17 protein-coding genes are annotated in these 21,595 nt (G+C 44.8%); 9 read left to right on the forward strand and 8 right to left on the reverse strand.

Annotated elements, in window-relative coordinates; all coding sequences use genetic code 11:
- The first annotated feature begins 13 nt into the window (after nucleotides 1–13).
- Both C0J08_RS21610 and C0J08_RS21615 read left to right on the forward strand, forming a co-directional pair.
- Complete coding sequence (locus tag C0J08_RS21610) at nucleotides 14–1,870, forward strand: DUF294 nucleotidyltransferase-like domain-containing protein (protein WP_212653913.1); 1,857 nt, start codon at nucleotides 14–16, stop codon at nucleotides 1,868–1,870.
- Nucleotides 1,871–2,584: a 3'-5' exonuclease gene (locus tag C0J08_RS21615; RefSeq protein ID WP_212653914.1), complete on the forward strand. Its 714-nt coding sequence runs from the start codon at nucleotides 1,871–1,873 to the stop codon at nucleotides 2,582–2,584.
- Nucleotides 2,585–2,606: 22 nt separating this feature from the next.
- Here C0J08_RS21615 and C0J08_RS21620 read toward each other — a convergent pair whose 3' ends face one another.
- The 7 genes from C0J08_RS21620 to C0J08_RS21650 form a co-directional block, all read right to left on the reverse strand.
- On the reverse strand, nucleotides 2,607–3,698 hold the full coding sequence (locus C0J08_RS21620) for a LacI family DNA-binding transcriptional regulator (protein WP_212653915.1): 1,092 nt from the start codon (nucleotides 3,696–3,698) through the stop codon (nucleotides 2,607–2,609).
- Between the two features lie 103 nt (nucleotides 3,699–3,801).
- The gene (locus tag C0J08_RS21625; RefSeq protein ID WP_212653916.1) at nucleotides 3,802–5,421 is read right to left on the reverse strand and encodes an alpha-glucosidase; all 1,620 of its coding nucleotides are present in this window, start codon (nucleotides 5,419–5,421) and stop codon (nucleotides 3,802–3,804) included.
- Between the two features lie 93 nt (nucleotides 5,422–5,514).
- A complete protein-coding gene (locus C0J08_RS21630; protein ID WP_212653917.1) occupies nucleotides 5,515–6,615 on the reverse strand; it encodes an ABC transporter ATP-binding protein in 1,101 nt (366 codons plus the stop codon).
- 72 nt (nucleotides 6,616–6,687) lie between these two features.
- Nucleotides 6,688–7,830 (reverse strand): carbohydrate ABC transporter permease, encoded by a 1,143-nt coding sequence (locus C0J08_RS21635; RefSeq protein ID WP_212653918.1) that lies wholly within the window; start codon nucleotides 7,828–7,830, stop codon nucleotides 6,688–6,690.
- Between the two features lies 1 nt (nucleotide 7,831).
- Nucleotides 7,832–8,842, reverse strand: coding sequence for a carbohydrate ABC transporter permease (locus C0J08_RS21640; protein ID WP_212653919.1), 1,011 nt, complete (start codon nucleotides 8,840–8,842; stop codon nucleotides 7,832–7,834).
- 109 nt (nucleotides 8,843–8,951) lie between these two features.
- Nucleotides 8,952–10,304, reverse strand: coding sequence for an ABC transporter substrate-binding protein (locus tag C0J08_RS21645; RefSeq protein ID WP_212653920.1), 1,353 nt, complete (start codon nucleotides 10,302–10,304; stop codon nucleotides 8,952–8,954).
- A 448-nt stretch (nucleotides 10,305–10,752) separates the two neighbouring features.
- Entirely contained in the window at nucleotides 10,753–11,724 is a 972-nt protein-coding gene (locus C0J08_RS21650) for a carbohydrate kinase family protein (RefSeq protein ID WP_212653921.1), read from the reverse strand.
- Nucleotides 11,725–11,995: 271 nt separating this feature from the next.
- On the opposite strand from C0J08_RS21650, the gene C0J08_RS21655 reads away from it, so the two are divergent.
- From C0J08_RS21655 to ushA, 7 genes are all read left to right on the forward strand, one after another.
- Nucleotides 11,996–12,733, forward strand: a complete 738-nt coding sequence (locus C0J08_RS21655; RefSeq protein WP_212653922.1) for a response regulator — start codon at nucleotides 11,996–11,998, stop codon at nucleotides 12,731–12,733.
- Nucleotides 12,723–14,189 carry an ATP-binding protein gene (locus tag C0J08_RS21660; protein ID WP_212653923.1) on the forward strand — a complete coding sequence of 489 codons (1,467 nt, stop codon included), beginning with the start codon at nucleotides 12,723–12,725 and terminating at the stop codon, nucleotides 14,187–14,189. Before C0J08_RS21655 ends, C0J08_RS21660 begins: the two co-directional genes overlap by 11 nt.
- 411 nt (nucleotides 14,190–14,600) lie before the next feature.
- Nucleotides 14,601–15,848 (forward strand): ABC transporter substrate-binding protein, encoded by a 1,248-nt coding sequence (locus C0J08_RS21665; protein ID WP_212653924.1) that lies wholly within the window; start codon nucleotides 14,601–14,603, stop codon nucleotides 15,846–15,848.
- A 181-nt stretch (nucleotides 15,849–16,029) separates the two neighbouring features.
- A complete protein-coding gene (locus tag C0J08_RS21670) occupies nucleotides 16,030–16,959 on the forward strand; it encodes a carbohydrate ABC transporter permease (protein WP_212653925.1) in 930 nt (309 codons plus the stop codon).
- Nucleotides 16,952–17,836 carry a carbohydrate ABC transporter permease gene (locus C0J08_RS21675; protein ID WP_212653926.1) on the forward strand — a complete coding sequence of 295 codons (885 nt, stop codon included), beginning with the start codon at nucleotides 16,952–16,954 and terminating at the stop codon, nucleotides 17,834–17,836. Before C0J08_RS21670 ends, C0J08_RS21675 begins: the two co-directional genes overlap by 8 nt.
- A gap of 102 nt (nucleotides 17,837–17,938) precedes the next feature.
- Nucleotides 17,939–19,048, forward strand: a complete 1,110-nt coding sequence (locus C0J08_RS21680; RefSeq protein WP_212653927.1) for an ABC transporter ATP-binding protein — start codon at nucleotides 17,939–17,941, stop codon at nucleotides 19,046–19,048.
- A gap of 254 nt (nucleotides 19,049–19,302) precedes the next feature.
- Entirely contained in the window at nucleotides 19,303–20,910 is a 1,608-nt protein-coding gene (ushA, locus tag C0J08_RS21685; protein ID WP_212653928.1) for a bifunctional UDP-sugar hydrolase/5'-nucleotidase UshA, read from the forward strand.
- A gap of 94 nt (nucleotides 20,911–21,004) precedes the next feature.
- Here ushA and C0J08_RS21690 read toward each other — a convergent pair whose 3' ends face one another.
- Nucleotides 21,005–21,517, reverse strand: coding sequence for a hypothetical protein (locus C0J08_RS21690; RefSeq protein WP_212653929.1), 513 nt, complete (start codon nucleotides 21,515–21,517; stop codon nucleotides 21,005–21,007).
- Nucleotides 21,518–21,595: the final 78 nt, after the last annotated feature.

Consider the following 21,595-nt stretch of genomic DNA (forward strand, 5'->3'; position numbering starts at 1 on the left):
CAGGAAGGGTACAATGGATGTCGAATTAACAGAAATACTTGAGGCTCTTTGTCAGCATCCGCCATTTAATGAAATTGCTGATGATCCTCAGCTCAACGACATGACGAAAGAGATCGAGATTAGATATGTTCGTTCTGGTGAGTGGGTGATTGCTCCTAGTATGCCGAATAATACGCTTTTTTTTATTCGCAGCGGTGCATTGGAAGTGCTTAGCAAAGAAAATAAGTTAATTCGACGCATGAACGAAGGGGAATTATTTGGTTACTATTCCCTATTACGTGGCGGTAAGTCCTCACAGTCCATGCGAACCATCGAAGACAGTTTATTGTATTGTATTCCTGCTCGATGGTTTCTTAAGCTATATGAAGAAAACGATATTTTTTCTGACTTTTTTGAACTGGCTCGTGAAGTACGCTTACGCGCCGCGATGGAGTCTCAAAACTCAGACGTCTCCTTAATGACCTGCCCAGTTATCAGCTTATTGAGAAGGCCTCCTATTAGTGCTGATATTGGCTCGAATATACGTACTGCGGCAAAAATCATGACAGAACACAGAGTGTCCAGTCTTCTTATTACCGACAATGATGAGCTTATCGGTATTGTCACAGACCGAGATTTACGTACTCGCGCAGTGGCTGAAGGCCTTGACTACGATACTTCTATCTCAGAAATTATGACCCGTGATCCAATCATTATGGACAGCGGCGACTATGCATCTGAAGCCGTGCTTAAAATGATGGAACGAAATGTACACCACATCCCTATTGTAAAACATGGTCGTCCTATCGGAGTTGTCAGCACTGGTGACATCATTCAAAAAGAAAGCCACGGCAGTGTGTATCTAATCAGTGATATTTATAAGCAAACCAGCATTGAAGGCTTGAAAAGCATTAGTCTAAAAATGACTCATACTTTTACACAACTGGTTTTTGCTGATGCCAATACTCAGATGATTGGTAACGCCATGTCGCATATAGGTACAGCCTTCGCCAAACGCCTTTTACAACTAGCGGAAGAAAAGTTCGGACCACCACCTGTTCCCTATTGCTTTATTGCACTTGGTTCCCAAGCAAGAGAAGAACAAACCATCAAAACCGATCAAGATAACGCGCTTATTTTGAGTGACAAATATAATAAAAAATTACATGGCGACTATTTTGAAGCACTAACGGATTGGGTCTGCCGTAACCTTGATGAATGTGGTTATGACTTATGTTCTGGCGATATCATGGCCTCGAACCCTCGCTGGCGCCAACCACTGAGTGTCTGGAAGGATAATTTCAGTGAATGGATACAAAAGCCCAAGGCTGAAGCTTTACTTCGTCTCTCTATCTTTTTTGATCTACGCGGTATCTATGGAGACAAAAATCTAGCGGTACAACTCAATCAACATATACGTCAACAAGCCAAGCAGCATTCGGGCTTTTTAACCGATATGGCAAGAAACGCCAATCAACGTAAACCACCTTTAGGCTTCTTTAGACAATTTGTTTTAGATGGTGAAGGCAAGCAGTCACGTACTTTTAACTTAAAAGAAAGAGGCATCGCGCCAATCATAGATATTGTTCGTGTGCACGCTCTTGCCTGTGGTAGCGATAAACTCAATACCCTAGAACGCATTGAAGACATAGAAGCCGCTGGCTTATTGCAGGAAGGCAGAGCAAAAGACTTAGCAATCGCACTCGAAATGATTGGTATGGTACGTATTCGCAATCAAAAAGATCAAATTGAAGCCGAAGAAACACCTAACAATCACGTTAACCCAGAACACCTGTCGTCTCTTGAAAAACGTAATCTTCGAGATGCTTTTCATATTGTTTCACGCCAGCAGGAATTTATTAAATTCCGCTATGCAGGGAAACGTAGCTAAATGAGTAAGTTAATACTAAAACACCCAAAAGAAGAGCAGCAAGATTGGCAAGCCATGTTTTCTGAGTGGGCAGAAGAAGCACCGGAAGGTCCACTAAAGCAGTATTATCAGGCAGGAATGATTGCCCCCGACACGGCATTGGAAGATACGCCTCTATTGGCTTTGGACTTAGAAACTACGGGGCTTGACCCAAGCCAAGACGAAATCATCAGTCTTGGCTTAATTCCACTGACGAACAAAACCATTCGCTGTCAGGGCGCTCAATACTGGATGGCAAAGCCAGAACGGTCACTCAATGCTGAGTCTGTCACTATTCATGAAATCACACATACCGAGTTAGCTGAAGCACCACGTCTTCATGCGATTTTAGATGAGATTTTAGTGGCATTAGCTCATCAGGTAGTCGTGGTTCATTGTGTCGCCATCGAAAGACAATTCTTGCTCGAAGCTTCAATGAAAATATACGGTTATCCGCTGTACTTTCCGGTGCTAGATACGATGGATATTGAACGTCAGGCAACATTTAAACCTTGGTGGAAACGCTTTGGCAAACAGCCCTCATTGCGCCTAGACGCTTGCCGACAACGCTATAAACTACCACGCTATAAAGCGCACCATGCGCTTACAGATGCGTTGTCGTCTGCGGAACTACTACAAGCGCAAATCTCTTACCATCTGGATCCCACTGCTGAGATTTCAAATTATTGGATCTGATTGATGTAGCCTGCATAGCACCTTAAGCGATTGCAGGCTCTACAACCACAGACTCAAGTGCCGAAGGGCAGCTTTCACGAATCACCAATTCCGTTTCAAGTACCACATCTTTTGCTTCTCTTAAGCCTAAAAACACTTCGGCAGCAACTCGTCCTTTTTCTACCGTGTGTTGATGTATTGTGGTAATGGACGGATGAATATTGGCACTTTCTGCAATGCCATCAAACCCTACCACTTGAAGGTCTTCTGGCACTCTAAGCCCCATATGCAAAGCCGCTTGAACCGCAGCAATCGCAATACAATCGCTCATACATAACAACAATTGAGGACGTTTCGCCATAGTCAACGCCTCACGAGCGGCTTGATAAGCAAGTCGATGACTGTTTTCAGGTATGTTCCAAATATGCTCTGGCGCAACAGATAATTGGTTTTCCTCTAGAGCTTGAAAATAGCCATGTAAGCGTTGAATCGAAATAGATGCCGCACGATCAAACAATTCATCTTCTCGAATCCTACATACGCGATCAGTCGCCAACAAACTCAAGCCTAAAATCGCCACCGCTTCGGGTTTATGTTGCAAAGCATGGCTAGCAATTCGATAAGCACCACTATGATTTTCAATGTTAACGGAGGTCGTTCCAGGGATAAAACTGTCTACGGTGATAATGTTTTTATTAGGCATCAACCAAGGCGCATTAATACATTGCTGCGGTTTATGTCCATACACAATAAACCCATCCACCATAGACGATTGCATACGACTCTGGGCATCCTGTTCAACTTGATCAGAAGACAGCAGCAACATGTTGTATTCATTGGCTTCAAATACTTCAGCCATGCCTTTTAAAAACTGATTCGCAACAGGGTCAGTTAGGCTGTAACTCAGGTCATCAGACAGCACTATACCAACGATTCCTGTTCTTCCTGTACGCAAACTACGAGCCGCAGCATTAGGGCCAAAATAGCCCATTTTTTCACACTCACTGAGAATATTTTCTCGTAGGCTCGCTGACAGTTGGTCAGGTCGATTAAAGGCGTTAGAAATAGTTGCCGTAGACACTTCTAATCGTTCAGCAACATCCTTTAAAGTCAGTTTTTTTATATTTTTTGTCATACTAACCACTCATACCCAAACAAAGAGCTTCGATATTCAAACCGATTGACGCAAACGTAAATCGGTTTGAAAACACAAAGCTCAATAAATTGTGCAACAATGCTTAAGAAAGCCGAGCGTAGAACGCTTGGTAAGCGGGTAAAGTCAATGCCTGACCTTCCAACGCCGACTCAAATCCATGCCCCTGTAGCACATCCTTGATGTCATTCTTTATAACGGCTTGCTGTGTTTCACCTGTCATATTTAATATCACAAGAAGACGCTCACCGTCGTATTCACGTACTAAACCAATAAGCTGTTCATTGCCTACATCCTGCTGAGACAGTTCGCCATTCACCAGAGCGGGTTGCTGTTGACGCCAATGAATCAACTGACGCACTTTATGCAACAAGGCATCTGGATTCGCTTCTTGCTCAGCAACACTCAATGCTAAATGGTTTTTATCAACGGGCAACCAAGGCTCAACGGTAGAAAAGCCACCCAATGCTGATTTATCCCATACCATCGGCGTACGACAACCATCACGGCCTTTAAACACAGGCCATAATGGAATGCCATAAGGGTCTTGAATACGTTCGAACGGTACATCAGCTTCAGGTAGACCCAGCTCTTCTCCTTGATACAAACAAACACTGCCACGTAAAGACAAAATCAATGCCATCGCAACTAAGGGATACGCTTTACCATCTTCTTCCGCTCCCCAACGCGTACGTGAACGCACGACGTCGTGGTTAGATAGTGCCCAACACGGCCAACCATCACCGACAATATTATTCATATCCGCCAAGGTTGTACGGATGTATTCTGGCGAATGTGGCTTATTCAAAAAATCGAAGGTGTACGCCATGTGCAGCTTATCGCCACCCGATGTGTATTCCGCCATACGCTTCAAAGGGAAATCATCGCCGATCTCACCCACCATAGTGCTACCAGGAAACTCGTCCATCATAGCGCGTAAGTCTTTTAAGAAATCCAAGTTTTCTGGGCGGCTTAAATCATACACATGTCGCTGATAAGTATAAGGATTATCATGTGGTGCCCCCATGGTTTTTGGCTCCCCAGCAGGCACTGGTGGATTGTCTTCCAAACCTTGGCTATGGAAGTAGAAATTCACCGTATCCAAACGGAAACCATCAACACCAAGCTCTAACCAAAAACGCATGTTATCCAAATGAGCCTGACGAACTTCAGGGTTATGGAAGTTAAAATCTGGCTGAGATTCTAAGAAGTTATGCAAATAATACTGCAAACGACGGCTGTCCCATTTCCAAGCACTGCCACCAAAAATAGACAACCAGTTATTTGGTGGAGAGCCATCCGGTTTCGGATCAGACCATACATACCAATCCGCTTTTGGATTGGTTTTATCCTGACGACTTTCTTCGAACCAAGGATGAACATCAGCGGAATGACTTATCACCTGATCGATCATCACTTTTAACCCCAACTCATGGGCGCGATCAACCAGTACTTTAAAATCTGCCAACGAACCAAACATGGGATCGATATCGCAATAGTCTGATACATCGTAGCCAAAATCTTTCATTGGCGACGTAAAGATAGGCGAGAGCCAAATCGCATCGACACCAAGGGAAGCAACATAATCCAGCTTACTTGTAATACCGACAAGATCTCCTATGCCATCACCATTGGCATCCATAAAGCTGCGTGGGTAAATTTGATAAATAATCCCACCTTTCCACCAATTCAGGTTACTCGTCATTCTGGCTCTCCAAAAACAAATAAAACATGGGGCAACACCACAGTATTCCCCCATTAAAAAACGTATTACTAGCAATTCATCAACGTTTAGCGACTAACTCTTACGTACATATGACTGCTCATTCTCATCAAACAAATGCATTTTTTCTGGTGGTGCAGACAAATACACTTTATCGCCACGAGAGATATTCAATGTGCCAGCTTGCTTAGCAATGACCATTTCATCAGCCCCCGGAATATTCACATACAACAAAGTGGCTTCACCAAGGGATTCAACAAAAGAGACACTGCCTGAGAACAAACTATCTTGCTCAGAGGAAACCACAACAAGATCTTCTGGGCGGATTCCAAAAAAGGCAGGTTTCGCCTGCTCACTCGGTTCAGTCACGATAGGCGTTTGGATTGATGCAGATGCCGACAAAGATACTAGAGTTTGCGCGCCCGCTTGCTCAATACGACAAGGGACAATGTTCATTGCAGGCGAACCAATAAATTTCGCCACAAACACATTTGCCGGATGCTCATATAATTCTAATGGCGAACCGACTTGCTCTATATTACCGCCAGACAAAAGCACGATACGATCCGCCAATGTCATCGCTTCCACCTGATCGTGGGTAACATAAATCATCGTCGAATCCGGCATGCTGTCTTTCAGGTTGGCGATTTCCATACGTGTCGCAACACGTAATGCCGCATCCAAGTTAGATAACGGCTCATCAAACAAAAAGACTTTTGGACGACGCACAATCGCACGACCGATAGCCACACGCTGACGCTGCCCACCAGATAGTGCTTTTGGCAAACGATCAAGATAAGGCGTCAATTGCAACATTTCAGCGGCTTTGCGTACCTGTTGCTCAATATCAGCCTTGCTTACTTTCGCAATTTGTAAGCTAAACGCCATGTTGTCATATACCGTCATGTGCGGATACAAAGCGTAGCTTTGAAACACCATGGCAATACCGCGCAACGCTGGAGGCACGTCATTAACCACTGTGCCATCAATTTCTAAGGTACCTGCCGAAATTTCTTCTAATCCAGAAATCATACGTAATAACGTAGACTTACCACAGCCAGACGGACCAACGAAGACAATGAATTCGCCTTGCTTGATATCCAGATTAATGTCTTTTAATACTTCAACATTATTCGAATAAACTTTCTTTACATTGGTGAGTTTTACATCAGCCATAATTTTACTGCCTCAATCTAAATTCATACCTTAGGTGAGGAGCAAGCGCTCAACTCACCAACCTAGGTTTTGTTATTTCACCGAGCCCGCTAGCAAACCGCGAACCAAATAGCGCTGTAAGCCAAAGAAGACACACAAAGGAATAATGATGGTAATAAACGCAGAAGCGGTCAGGATCTCCCAGTTACCGCCACGAGACCCCAATAGTTCACGAAGTTGTCCGGTTAGCACCATATGATCCGCATCATTACCTAGGAACACCATGGCAATCAGCAAATCATTCCATACCCAAAGGAATTGGAAGATGGCAAACGACGCCAATGCAGGAAAAGACAGAGGTAAAACAATTTTACGGAAGATATCAAAGTCTGAAGCCCCGTCAACACGAGCAGACTCAATAATTTCTCTGGGTAAACCCACAATATAATTACGCAGTAGGTAAATCGCCAAAGGCAGACCAAACCCGGTATGCGCTAGCCAAATTCCCACATAGGTCTTCGACCCAACACCAAAAAACTCACCAATTAAATTATAGGTTTTCAAAAGCGGAATCAGCGACATTTGCAGTGGAACCACCAGCAAACCAACCACAGCCGCAACCAATAGTGCGCGACCAGGAAAGCTCATCCACGCTAAGGCGTAGGCCGCAAACGCAGCCACAAGAATGGGAATAATAGTCGCAGGAATAGTAACGGTTAATGAGTTGATAAAGGATTTCCCCAGACCTTCGGCACTCAATACTTCGCGATAATTATCCAACGTAAAACGCGGAGGAATTTCGGCAGTATAAAAAATACGCGAGCCACGGGAACCTTTCCATTCAACCGGCGAAGAAAACACATAGTCGCCGTTTTTCATCACTTGCAGCGTCTTGCCTTTCTTCAGTTCAGCCACGGTGCCAACCTCAAATTCACCAGGTCTCAATGAGCTGGAACCAAACTTAGTCACCTCACCCGCAGAGCCTTCAAAAAGATTGCCTCGAATGACAAAACGATCACCTTCTTGAACTTGTTTCTTAGGTTCATGAGCCCGCGCTACAAGACGTTGCTCTGACGTTGATAACGCCGTCCACCAGCCAGAGTTCGATAATTGACTTTTATCTCGAATAGAAGAGATAAACAAACCCGCCGTGGGAACCGTCCAAATAATCACTAAAAACAACACAGTCGCATGGACTAAAAGAGTTAACGAAGTACGTTTAGATGACGTGATCATATTAACGTCCCTCCATTTCAGCATTAGCGCGACGAATATTCCACACCATAATTGGGATAACCAGAACCATAATAACCAACGCAATTACCGCGCCGCGACCAAAATCGCCGCCGCCATTAAACATCCAACTAAACATCTGGTTGGCCAATACTTGAGTGCCCCATTGAGCATTTGTCATCGCCAAAACGATATCGAAAACCTTCAACACCAAAATGGTAATCGTGGTCCAAACTACGGCAATGGTGCCCCAAATTTGCGGTACCATAATCTTGTAGAAAATTTGAAAACCATTCGCGCCATCTAACACGGCAGCCTCAATGGTTTCATCTGGAATACCACGCAACGCCGCAGACAGGATCACCATGGCAAAGCCTGTTTGAATCCAAATTAGAATGACCATTAGGAAGAAATTGTTCCAAATAGGAATGGTCAGCCAGGTTTGTGGCTCACCGCCAAAGAAGACGACCAAGGCATTTAATAAACCGATTTGATCTTCACCACCCGTGCGGAAATCGTAAATGAATTTCCAAATAACCGACGCCCCCACAAAGGAAATCGCCATTGGCATGAAAATCAAACTTTTGGCGATATTGCCCCACCAAATACGGTCTGTCATGGTCGCTATAATCAAACCAAAAAACGTCGCCGCTGTTGGCACAACAATCAGCCACAGCATGTTATTTCGGAAAGATTCATAGAACTCATCACTGCCGAACAGCCATTTATAGTTCGCCAACCCGACAAAATCTTCACCACTACGTCCATAAAAAGACAGGCGAATAGAATCAATAACGGGATAAAAAAGATAAAACGTCAGCAATAAAACCGCAGGGCCCAAAAATAGCCAAGGACGAATAGTATTCGCCATGCGTAAATTTCGCGCAACAGCTGTCGCAGAACCGCTTTTAGTTGGAAAAATTTTATCCAAAAGGTAGTTCGAGCCGTAGAAATACACGACACACCCTAGAACCCCTAGAATCATGATTCCTAACGCAGAGGCAAGCTGTCCCATAGAATCTCCAAAAATATATCAATGCAGTGACGGTATAAAACGATCATCCACTTTACTTATAAAACAAATGCAAAAAAGCCCTAGAGTAACCCTAGGGCTTAGCAAAGAATTACTTCAAGGCATCCCATGTTTTCTGGATGTCATGAGCCACTTCTTTGGCATCTTTACCGCCTGTGTAATCAACCATACCTGTCCAGAAAGAACCGGCACCGATTTTACCTGGCATCAAGTCCGATCCATCAAAACGGAAGGTCGTAGCATAGCGTAAGATCTCACCTTGTTTCTTCGCTGCTTCACTTGAATAAGTTTCTGGATTGGCTTTCAAGTGTGCAGAGATAAAGCCAGTTTGCGCCATCCACAACTCATGAGCGATTGGCGAGCGAATGAAATCGATAAACGCACGAGCACCTTTAGAGTCATTGGTAACACTCATTAAAGTACCAGCACCCAATACAGGGTTACCCAAGTCTTTGGACGCGTAAGATGGGAAGTAGAAGAAATCCGCATCTAGACCCAATTTCGTACCTTCTGGGAAGAAAGCTGGGATAAACGACGCTTGACGATGCATATAACATTTAGGAGGGGAAGTGAACAAGCCCTTTGGACTATCGCGGAAGTCTGTCGATGCTACCGCACCCGCACCACCATCAACGAACTTGTCATTGCGCGCGAACCAACCAAACTCTTCGATAGCACCAACGATACGAGGATCATCAAACTTGATTTCGTTTGTTACCCATTTATCGTAAACCGATGCTGGTTGCGTACGAAGTAATAAATCTTCTACCCAATCGGTTGCAGGCCAACCTGTTGCTGCGCCGGAACCCAAACCGATACACCAAGGCGTGCCACCATCAGCGACGATTTGTTTTGTTAACGCCTTAAGATCTTCCATAGTTTCAGGAACGTCATAACCTGCGTCTTCAAAGTTATCTGGCGAATACCACACTAACGATTTCAAATCCGCACGATAGAACACACCGTAGAATTCTTTATCACCTTGCTTGTCTTTAAAAGTCGCAAGATCAACCCAAGACTGACCTGCTGCGTAATCCTTTTTGACACCTTCTTTTACCGTATCACTAAGAGGTGTTAAAAAGCCCTTAGCCGCTAGATCGGCTGCCAAGCCTGGCTGAGGAAAAACAGAAATATTTGGCGCGCTGCCAGCTTGAGTATCGATAACGATTTGCTGCTCAAAAGAGTCTGAGCCTGCGTATTTTACTTTCGCCCCTGTAGCTTTTTCAAAGTACGCCGCAACACGCTCAAAGTTGCCCTTCTCATCGCCAGTCCAAGGACCAAAGATAGAGATGGTTTCACCGGATAGATCATTCTTTTTTAGCGCTTCATAGCTGTCCCAGCTGAAACGAGAATCTTCACCAGGCTTGAACATGAGATCAGCTGCGTGCACAGCATTTGCGGAAAGTGTCAGGGCGACCGCCATAGACAGTAGAGATTTTTTCATCATTGCTCCTTACAGGCTCACTTGGGAACTCCCCCCTAGCACGCCTTCATTTTTATTATCATAGGTCGAAACAAGGTAAACATGTCTTCTATAAGGATTAAGAAGGAATTTGATTATTAACAAACAGAACCCGCGCTTCAAGCTCATTCCATGCTTAATATTTACTTAATTATTTTTAAATTTTAGTAGCCCATAATAAAAATGCGAATCCTATTTTACTTACGACACCTGTATGAAAAACCAACAAAAACCGCTTTTAACCACAAATTCAGCAAGTTAACCAGCAAAAAGGCACAGAAAAACAGCATTTATTTATCATTTTTTTCCTTATTTTACGGCTATTTTTTAGACCAAAAAAAACGTGGTCATGCCACGTTTTTTATTTTACATAATCGGCTAAAGTACTCTCTTAACCGTTTAACTAGAATTACGTCTTAGACGATTTTAACTAAAAACGACTAAGTTGGGCTTCCGCCTCAGCAAGAGAAGGCAAAGACGGATAAGCACCTAATTTTGTCACCGAGTCTGCCCCACAAGCAGCCGCGAATCGAACAATATCCACAAGTGTTTGCTGTGACAATGTCGCTAACACACCGCTGTCTCCACCGTATTCTGCAAGTTTATATAACAAACCGCCGACAAAGGCATCGCCTGCCGCAGTGGTGTCTTTCACTTCTACTTTCGGAGTGACCACTTCGCACTCGCCGTGTGCAGTTGTATAAAAACGAATCGGATTACCACCATCGGTTAAGACAAATAAGGTCACTCCCGCTGCGAGAGACTGTTCGATCAGCGCAAACGGATCTTCCGCCAGCACAGCCAGTTCTTCTAGGCTAGCTTTCACCACATCGCCGCTTTGCATCCAATCAATCACACGCTTGCTGTCTACTTGGCCATTGGGCCAAAGGTTGGTACGTAAATTAACATCAATACTTACGATCCAATTTGTCGCGCGAGCCATGCTAACGCCAGCCAACGTGGCTTTCGTAATGTCCGCATCGGTCAACGTGTTAGAACAAGTATGAAAAACGCCATGGTTACCAGCAAACCAAGCGGCCTGAAAATCGTCTTCACGGAACAAAATATCTGCAGAAGGACTACGATAAAACTCAAAACTGCGTTCACCTGTTTGATCCAAGCTGACAAATGCCAATGCGGTTTTGGCTTCTTTGGTCATCAGCATATTGCTGGTATTCACACCATAGTCATCAAGAGATGCTTTCAGGAAGTGGCCAAACGCATCATCACCGACTTGGCCAACAAAATGGCTGTTACCGCCCAGACGCGCCACGGCCACAGCCACATTCGCTGGCGCTCCGCCAGGGAATTTAGTAAAAGATTCAAGCTCTCCTGCTTTGGTGGCTCCATTAGAAAGGAAATCGATCAAGGCTTCGCCGAATGCCATCACTTTTGTTGTCATTATCGTGGTCTCTTTTTAATTCTCAGATATCTGCTACACAGACGAGTAATAAAGGTTAGTCGAAAAATTATGCAGGGGAGAAACACTTAAATCAATTTAATTTATTTAAAGCATCCCTTTCGCAACCTATTATCGGTAATTGGTTCACCGTTACTTTCTTGCTAGACTCCAAACTTACTAACGCACTTTTTACCATAAGAGCACCTTGAAGTTCGCCGCCTAAATCGTTGCAATACCAAGGTCTCAACCAACACTTCCACTGAGCAAAAACATGACCAACACTAAATGCATCTATGTTGTAGACGATGACGACGAGATTCGTACCCTGCTCAAAACCTATCTAGAAAAGCATCAATTTAAGGTACTGACAGCCGATTCAGGTGAGACTTTTTTAAAGGATTTTCGACCAAGTCAGGACATTGATTTGGTTATTCTAGATATCATGCTTCCAGGGCAAGATGGCTTTGCTGTCTGTCGCTCTCTAAGAACGCAATCACAAGTTCCGGTCATTATGTTAACGGCAAACTCCGATGAAATGGATCGCATTATCGGCTTAGAAATTGGCGCCGATGATTATCTTGCTAAACCCTTTAACCCGCGAGAGCTGCTGGCCAGAATCAAAGCGATCTTACGACGTATGGAACATACTGAAGTGGTTGATATCACTCCGCCAGTTGCCCATCGCTTTTATCGCTTCGCAGACTTTACCTTAGACACACTTTCACGAGAGCTGCATTTCAAAGACGAAAAAGAATCGCTATCCGGCGCTGACTACAATCTATTAATGCTGTTTTTAACTCATCCCGGCGCGGTGCTCACGCGCGAACAAATTGCCGAAAACACCCGCGGTCGCGACAGTGCCCCACTAGATCGCTTTATTGATGTGCATGTCAGCCGCTTACGCCAACGTTTGCGTGAAGATGCCCGCCAACCTCAGCTGATCAAAACCATTCGCGGCCAAGGCTACATATTAACCGCCAGCGTCGAAGTCATTAGCGATGCCCACTAACACTCAAGCCAGTAAACGCTCGCGACTCAAGCGCTGGTCCCAGTCTCTGACCGGGCAAATTTTGATCATCATGGCACTGGGTGTTGCCAGCGCTCAATTCATCAGCTCGACCATTTGGCTTCGCCAATTAGAGTCTGATACCGAAGAAAACGTGCGCGAAGTCTCTAAGCACATGGCCTTTCGTATCGCCGCGACCGTCAGCTACTTCAAATCGTTACCCACCAATTATCGTCATATCGTCATAGACCAGTTACAAGACATGGGTGGAACTCGCTTTTTTGTCACACTCAATAAAGAAGAGATTCGCATCAATAACATCCCTGACTCGCCACTCAAAGACATAGTCAAAAACGAAGTACAATCGACACTGGTCAAACAATTAGGCATCCACAATGCCAAAATTGCTTTCTCCAGCCCGAGTGATTTACATGTTATCAATAATCAAACCCGTCTTGTGGACCTACCTGAGCGTTGGGGGCATCACAGCTTATTAGTAAAACCACTCACACCACCCATTATCGTGATTCAAATTCCGATTAATGACAAAGACTGGTTGTACCTTGCCAGTTTAATGCCGGATCCGTACTTTTTAGATGGCACCACCGCACTCAGTGGTGATCGCCTGTTCTCTATGGCCATGTCGGTCGTTACCGTATTGTTACTAAGTATTTTGATACTGCGCCGTGTGACACGTCCACTGGCCACCCTTGCTCGGGCTGCAGAACGCTTTGGACAAGGAGATTGGCAACCGATCAAAGAAGTCGGCAGTGTCGAAGTACGCAATACCGCCAAAGCCTTTAACGACATGCAACGCCGTATTCAACGCTACCTGAACGATAGAGAAAGGCTCTTCGCCTCTATTTCCCACGACTTAAAAACCCCAATCACACGCTTACGATTACGCGCTGAAATGCTAGATGAAGATGATATTCGCGACGCCATGATTCGTGATTTGGAAGACCTCGACATGCTGCTAAAAGGCGCACTACAAAGTGTGAAAGAAACCGATATCCACGAAAATCGTGTCGAAGTAAACATTTCTAGAATGCTTAGAGACATGCAATCTACGGCCAACTTAAACGGCACAAAACTCACCGTAGAGGGAGAATTACAGCATCCTTTTATCGGCAAACCTCTTGCGATCAAACGTTGCCTTGGCAACCTTGTTGATAATGCTTTGTTCTATGGAAAAACCGCAACCGTGTATATCGAAGACGATGAAGACGAAGTCTGTATTCGAGTTTGTGATCAAGGTCCGGGTATCCCCATCGATAAAATGGACAAAGTATTTCAGCCTTATACCCGTCTGACACCAGACCATTCCGGTCACCCCGGTGGCATGGGACTAGGTTTAAGTATTGCGCGCAACATTGCCCGCGCTCACGGTGGAGAAGTGACCTTGAGTAACCATATGCCACAAGGCCTAGAAGCCAAACTTTGGCTACCACGACATTGATTTTTTTGAGGAATAAAACGGCGTTTTCGATCTAAAAAGATGGAATAAATCGTCACTAAAAGCGCAAATAAACATGCGCCTTTCAATCTTCAATGCAAGACTTTGTTACAATAGGTTGCTCTATTTTACCCCGCCTTGTTCATTCCTTTGCTAAATTCTTTCACTCGAACATTCGCTTAAGCTGATCTTCAGAAAGCGAAGTCGATACAAAAATAACGCAACATCAAAACAGTTTGCTGTCTTTGATAAGAAGAGACTTTTTCACGAAGTCACATGTGTAGCCGAGACAAGGCAAAAAGAGATGAGACAACGCAGTTTATGCATTTCGAATCTATTTTTAACAAAGTATTGGCAAACACAGAAATCGTGTAAATGGCTCTAGACGACATAACAATAACAAAGGTTACTATCATGAAAAAAATTGCTTTCGGTTTAACCACAGTTGCACTTTCTCTAGCCGCGGCTACCGCTCACGCTGGTGAAGTAGAAGTTCTACATTGGTGGACATCAGGTGGCGAAGCCGCTGCGATCAATGTACTTAAAGAAGAAATGGTAGACGCTGGCCACACTTGGAAAGACTTCGCCGTCGCAGGTGGCGGTGGTGAATCAGCAATGACCGTTCTAAAATCCCGCGCTATTTCTGGCAATCCTCCTTCTGCTGCTCAAATCAAAGGCCCAACTATTCAAGAGTGGGGTGATCTTGGCTTTCTAACCAATCTTGATGATGTTGCGAAAAAAGGCGAATGGGACGTTATTCTTCCTCAAGTTGTTAGTAACGTGATGAAGTACGATGGCCACTATGTAGCGGCTCCTGTGAACGTTCACCGTGTAAACTGGATGTGGGCAAACCCTGAAGTCTTCCGTAAAGCAGGCGCATCTATCCCGACCACTTGGGAACAGTTCATCGTTGAAGCGAAAAAAATCAAAGCCGCTGGCTTTACACCACTCGCTCACGGTGGTCAAAACTGGCAAGACGCCACTTTATTCGAAGCCATCGCTTTGGCTAAAGGCGCACGTTTCTACAACAGCGCGTTCATCGGCTTGTCTGACAAAACACTTCGCAGCCAAGACATGATCGACGTATTTGATACCTTCAAACAAATGCGTGAATTCGTTGACCCAGGTTTCTCTGGTCGTGACTGGAACGTCGCTACATCTATGGTTATCAATGGTGATGCAGCAATGCAAATCATGGGTGACTGGGCGAAAGGCGAGTTCACAGCAGCTGGCAAAAAAGCCGGTATTGATTACGTTTGTTACCCAGCACCTGGCACAAGCGGCGAATTCACCTTTAACATTGACTCCCTAGCGATGTTTAAAGTGGATGGCAAAGAGAAGCAAGCGGCTCAAAAAGATCTTGCTCGTTTGATTCTAGAACCTAAGTTCCAAGAAACCTTCAACTTAAACAAAGGCTCTATTCCAGTTCGCTTGAATATGCCTCGCGATAAGTTTGATACCTGTGCACACTCTTCAATGGATGCCTTCCTAGCAAGCTCAACAACAGGCAACCTAGTACCAAGTATGGCTCACGGCATGGCTGTGAACTCTATGGTTCAAGGTGCGATCTTTGATGTGGTGACGAACTTCTTCAACGACGAATCTATGACGTCTGAAGAAGCGGTTGATAAACTTGCTCGCGCTGTTAAAGCCAGCATGTAAGCTCTAAACCTGCAAACGCCTAATTTGCAGTAAGCATAAGAGGTTGGTCTTCTGACCAACCTCTTCTTAAGATTTCTCAGAGAAGGCCAAAACGTCACGAGCAAAGATGATTCTGGTTTTAGCACAGCATCATCGAGCACAGTCGTTTTATAGCACTCTCTTCTAAAGTGAAGCATCAATTATGAACACAAAAGCCGCCAATTCTGGGTCAGGACAGACTCAGTCAGGACGTCCTGCGCGCCTAAGCTTGGCCGACTGGATGCCGAAAATCGTCATGGCACCAACGGTACTGGTTACCTTGGTGTGCATATACGGCTATATGATTTGGACTGCCGTACTTTCTTTCACTGGTTCTCGCATGTTGCCGTCGTATAAGTTTGTCGGCTTCGATCAATACGAGCGTCTATTCAACAATGACCGCTGGATGGTAGCCCTATCTAACCTTGGGATTTTCGGTGGCTTGTTTATTGTTATCTGTTTGTTCCTTGGCGTGACTCTCGCCATTTTCTTGGACCAAAAGATCCGCGCTGAAGGCGCAATCCGCACGATTTACCTGTACCCAATGGCGATTTCTTTCATCGTAACGGGTACGGCTTGGAAGTGGTTACTTAACCCTACTAACGGTCTGGAAAAAATGATGATCGACTTCGGTTTTGAAAACTTCAAATTCGATTGGTTGATCAACCCAGATATGGTGGTCTACTGTTTGGTTATTGCCGCCGTTTGGCAAGCCTCTGGTTTTGTCATGGCACTTTTCTTAGCCGGTCTTCGTGGCGTTGATGGTGACCTTATCAAAGCCGCACACCTTGATGGTGCCAGTACGTTTACCACTTACCGCCGTATCATTTTGCCATCGCTAAAACCGGTTTTCTTCAGTGCTTTGGTGGTGCTATCTCATATTGCCATTAAGAGTTTCGACTTGGTGGCCGCGTTAACCAATGGTGGGCCCGGTTATGCGTCAGATTTGCCTGCAAACTTCATGTACACCTACACCTTTACACGTAGCCAAATTGGCTTAGGTTCGGCCTCAGCTATGGTCATGCTGGGTTGTGTATTGGCGATTTTGGTTCCTTATTTGTACTCCGAATTGCGAGGTAAACGCCATGACTAATAAAACGGTTGGCCGCAAAACATCCGGTCTAGACAAAATATTACGTGTTGCCCTGTACACAGTATTGATTCTGGTTGCTGCGTTTTACCTCATGCCGTTTATCGTCATGTTGATTACATCACTAAAAGACGTGGAAGAAATTCGTACAGGAACCTTGCTCTCCTTACCGGCCTCCCTGCATTTCGACTCTTGGTCAAAAGCTTGGTCAAGCGCCTGTACGGGCGGTAGCTGTGGCGGTATTTCGCCTTACTTTATGAACTCCTTCCAAATCGTATTACCTGCGGTTGCGATTTCTACGTTAGTGGGTGCGATTAACGGTTACGTTATTTCCCTTTGGAAATTCCGTGGCAGTGACTTTTTCTTTGCGGCCATGTTGGTAGGTTGCTTTATTCCATTCCAAGTTATTTTGTTGCCAATGGCACAGACACTGGGTTGGTTGGGTATTGCTAATACAACTTCGGGCTTGGTTTTTGTCCACGTGGTATACGGTGTGGCGTTTACAACCTTGTTCTTCCGTAACTTTTATCAGTCTATTCCAAGTGAATTGGTGAAAGCCGCTCGTCTTGATGGCGCAGGCTTCTTTACTATTTTCTACCGCATTATTTTGCCCGTTTCGACGCCCATTATTGTCGTCACAGTCATTTGGCAGTTTACGCAAATCTGGAATGACTTCTTATTTGGTGTGGCCTTCTCTGGTTTTGATACTCAGCCAGTCACGGTTGCTTTGAACAACTTGGTAAACACCAGCTTTGGCGGTAAGGAATACAACGTAGATATGGCCGCGGCCATTATTGCGGCCCTACCGACACTGGCGGTTTATGTGTTTGCCGGAAAATACTTCGTCCGTGGCTTAACAGCTGGCGCAGTCAAAGGCTAATAACGCTGCAAAGCAACCTAGAGAACAACGATAAAGACAAAATGCACTCGTGCCTTTTACCTAACACAGCACGAGTGATCTGAAAAAATTCGGAGTAATAACATGGCAAACCTAGTCATTGATAATGTGAAAAAAAGCTACGGCGAGACGGAAATTTTAAAAGGCATCAACATTTCCATCAAAGCGGGTGAATTCCTGATTTTGGTTGGACCGTCTGGTTGTGGTAAATCCACACTAATGAATTCTATTGCGGGTCTGGAAGATGTGACCGAAGGTCGCATTCTCATTGCGGACAAAGACGTGACTTACGCCAGCCCGAAAGATCGTGATATCGCGATGGTATTCCAATCTTACGCTTTGTACCCAAACATGACGGTTGAGCAGAATATCTCTTTCGGTTTGGAAATGCGTAAAGTGCCAAAAGAAGAGCGTAATGTTGAAGTACAGCGTGTCGCTGAATTATTACAAATCAGCCATCTGCTTGACCGCAAACCAGCGCAATTGTCTGGTGGTCAGCGTCAGCGTGTTGCTATGGGTCGTGCCTTAGCACGCCGTCCTCAGCTTTACTTGTTTGATGAGCCACTGTCTAACCTTGACGCAAAACTTCGCGTAGAGATGCGTACAGAGATCAAGAAGCTACATAAAAAACTGGGCACGACCATCGTTTACGTAACCCACGATCAGATCGAAGCCATGACCTTAGCGGATCGCATCGCGGTAATGAAAGATGGGCAAGTTCAACAGTTGGGCACGCCTCAAGAAATCTACGACAACCCATCTAATTTGTTTGTCGCAGGTTTCATGGGTTCACCCGCGATGAACTTTATTCCTGCTAAAGTGGTTGAGCAGGACGGCACTCCCATGTTGGAACTGGCAACCAGCACCACCGTCGCTTTGCCATTCCCAAAACCAGAATCACTGAAAGATTACGTGGGCAAAACCATTCTATTAGGTTTGCGTCCTGAGATGATTACCGAGCCTCAGCCGCACAAAGAAGGACAACCTTTTGTCACCACAACCGATGTGGAAGTGGAAGTCACAGAGCCAATGGGTGCTGATACCATGATCTTGACGCGTGTAAACGATGCCGAAATCAATTGTCGTTCTAACCCAATGTACCCAGCGGAAGCAGGATCTATCATCAAAATGATGTTCGATACCTCTAAAGCGGTGGCTTTTGATAAAGAAAGTGGTCGTCGCCTCGATCTTTAATCGTTCACAAAACGAACCGTTAAACACGCTTAAGCAAGCCTGCCACAAACTAAATTTCATTGTGGTGGGCTTTTTTTTGATTAAATCACTCCGTTATTGCACAAATGGTCAAAATTACTGCACAGTCTCTCGAACTTGTCATAAATATGAGATACATTTTAAGGACTGAAATCAAACAAGCGACTTTTACGGTGGCATTTGGTTATCACGAATGAAAAGCACTGCCGACTAATATCATGTAAAGGAATCCAACCATGAAATTTACCAAGCGTTTTATCACGCAGCTGGCTATTACGGGTGTCGCATTATCTGTGACGGCCTGCTCTATGATGGGCCCACAAAAGCCTGACTGGCAAGAAGACAAAGAATATCGCGTCACTATTTTGCACACCAATGACCACCATGGTCGTTTCTGGCAAAACAGCAAGGGCGAATACGGCATGGCCGCTCGTAAAACCTTGATCGACAACATTCGTGAAGAAGTGGCGCTAGACGATGGTAATTCTCTATTACTGTCTGGTGGAGACATCAATACGGGCGTTCCAGAATCTGATCTACAAAATGCAGAGCCAGATTTCCGTGGCATGAACATGTTGAAATACGATGCCATGGCACTGGGTAACCATGAATTTGATAACCCGCTTTCTGTATTGAAGCAACAACAAGAATGGGCAGGCTTCCCTTTCCTTTCTGCGAATATTTTAGATGAGAAGACAGGTAAGCCTCTGTTCGATGCTTATAAAATCTTCCAAGTGGATGACCTTAAAATCGCCGTTGTAGGCTTTACTACCGACGACACAGCAAAACTAGGTAACCCTGAATACCTAGAAGGCATCAAAATTGAATCGCCTATCACAGTCGCGAAAAAACTGATCCCAGAACTGCGTAAAAAAGCCGACCTAGTCATTGCCGTTACTCATATGGGTCATTACCGTGATGGTAACTATGGCGGTAACGCTCCTGGCGATGTCACACTAGCACGCTCTGTTCCTGGTATTGATGTAATTGTCGGTGGTCACTCACAAAACCCACTGTTTGAGCCTGATGAACAAAACGGCACATTGATTCTTCAAGCCTACGAATGGGGTAAATACGTTGGCCGTCTCGATTTCGTTTACAAAAATGGCGCCATTGTTTGGTCTCAGTACAAACTGATCCCCGTTAACTTGAAGAAAAAAGTAAAAACGGCGGATGGCAAATCTGAGCGCGTCTTCATCGAAGAAGAAATCGCACAAGATCCAACCATGCTTGAAATGCTAACGCCATTCCAAGAAAAAGGTCAGAAAGAGCTGAATATTGAAATTGGCTTCTCTGATGAAGACTTCATCGGTGACCGCAGTGTGGTTCGTAACCAAGAAACCAATTTAGGTAACTTGATTGCTTATGCTATGAAGCAAAAAGTAAACGCAGATATTGGCATCATGAACTCTGGTGGCATCCGCGACAACTTGGAAAAAGGCATCGTCACTTATAAAGACGTCTTAAAAGTGCAGCCTTTTGGTAACATGGTCTCTTATGTTGACTTCACGGCCGATGAGCTAACCGATTACCTTTCTACTGCCGCAGCGAAACAAGCAGGAACGGGCGCATTTGCTCAGTTCAGTGGTGTTTCTCTAACGCTAAAAGACGGTAAAGCAACCGATATTATGGTGAACGGCAAAGCATTAGAAGCCGGAAAAACATACCGTGTTGCAGTAAACAACTACTCAGCATCAGGCGGTGATGGCTACCCTAAAATCGTTGATCATCCTAACTATGTAAACTCAGGTTATGTTGATGCCGACGTTCTAGTGGAATATATTCGCAACCATTACCCACTTGAAGCAGCTAAATTCGCACCAACAGGTAAGGTTAAGCGTTAATAACGGCTAACCTACTAACTAATGACAAAGCCCCGATAGGTATCCATCTATCGGGGCTTTCTTATGGCTAACCTTGAGGAAGTACTCAGTTACATTATTTTTTATAGGTTAACGACCAAGTTAATGGCGTCGGTAATTTTTCAGATTCTAACTTCACGGTGAACAACAGCTCATTGTCACCAACTTGTTTCCAAGTATTGGTTCGCTTACCACGCTCAGATTCCAGAACAACAATAACGGCATCATTCGTTTGCTGATAAGTCCCAGATATCTCAACACCTTCTTCGTCTTTCTTAATCACTTCACCACTAGCCGTTATCGGAATAGAGTCTATCTCTGCATTATCACATTGCCATTGAAATTGCTTAGCTTGCCAACCCAATAACCATTGGTGACAGATCTGTGTTTGTTTTTTCAACACAGGTCGCGCCAAAGCGCGGATAAAAAAATTCATCTCCTGCGCGACGTTCTCAACCGCTTCATCTAGCTTAGCTTGTGTACTATCTGCATCTTGTAAAAGCCACCTACCTGCTAAGTGGTTCTCCGCCGCTTGTGCTCCAACGCTAAGCAATGCGGTTAACAAGCCAACACCAATCAGTTTATTCACCTTACTTCTCCTTATTTTTATTGTGAATAAATAATGGCAAAGAAGACCGCTATTGTAAGGCGCAAAAACGCGCACAAT

Source organism: Marinomonas sp. CT5 (assembly GCF_018336975.1).
Lineage (GTDB): Bacteria > Pseudomonadota > Gammaproteobacteria > Pseudomonadales > Marinomonadaceae > Marinomonas.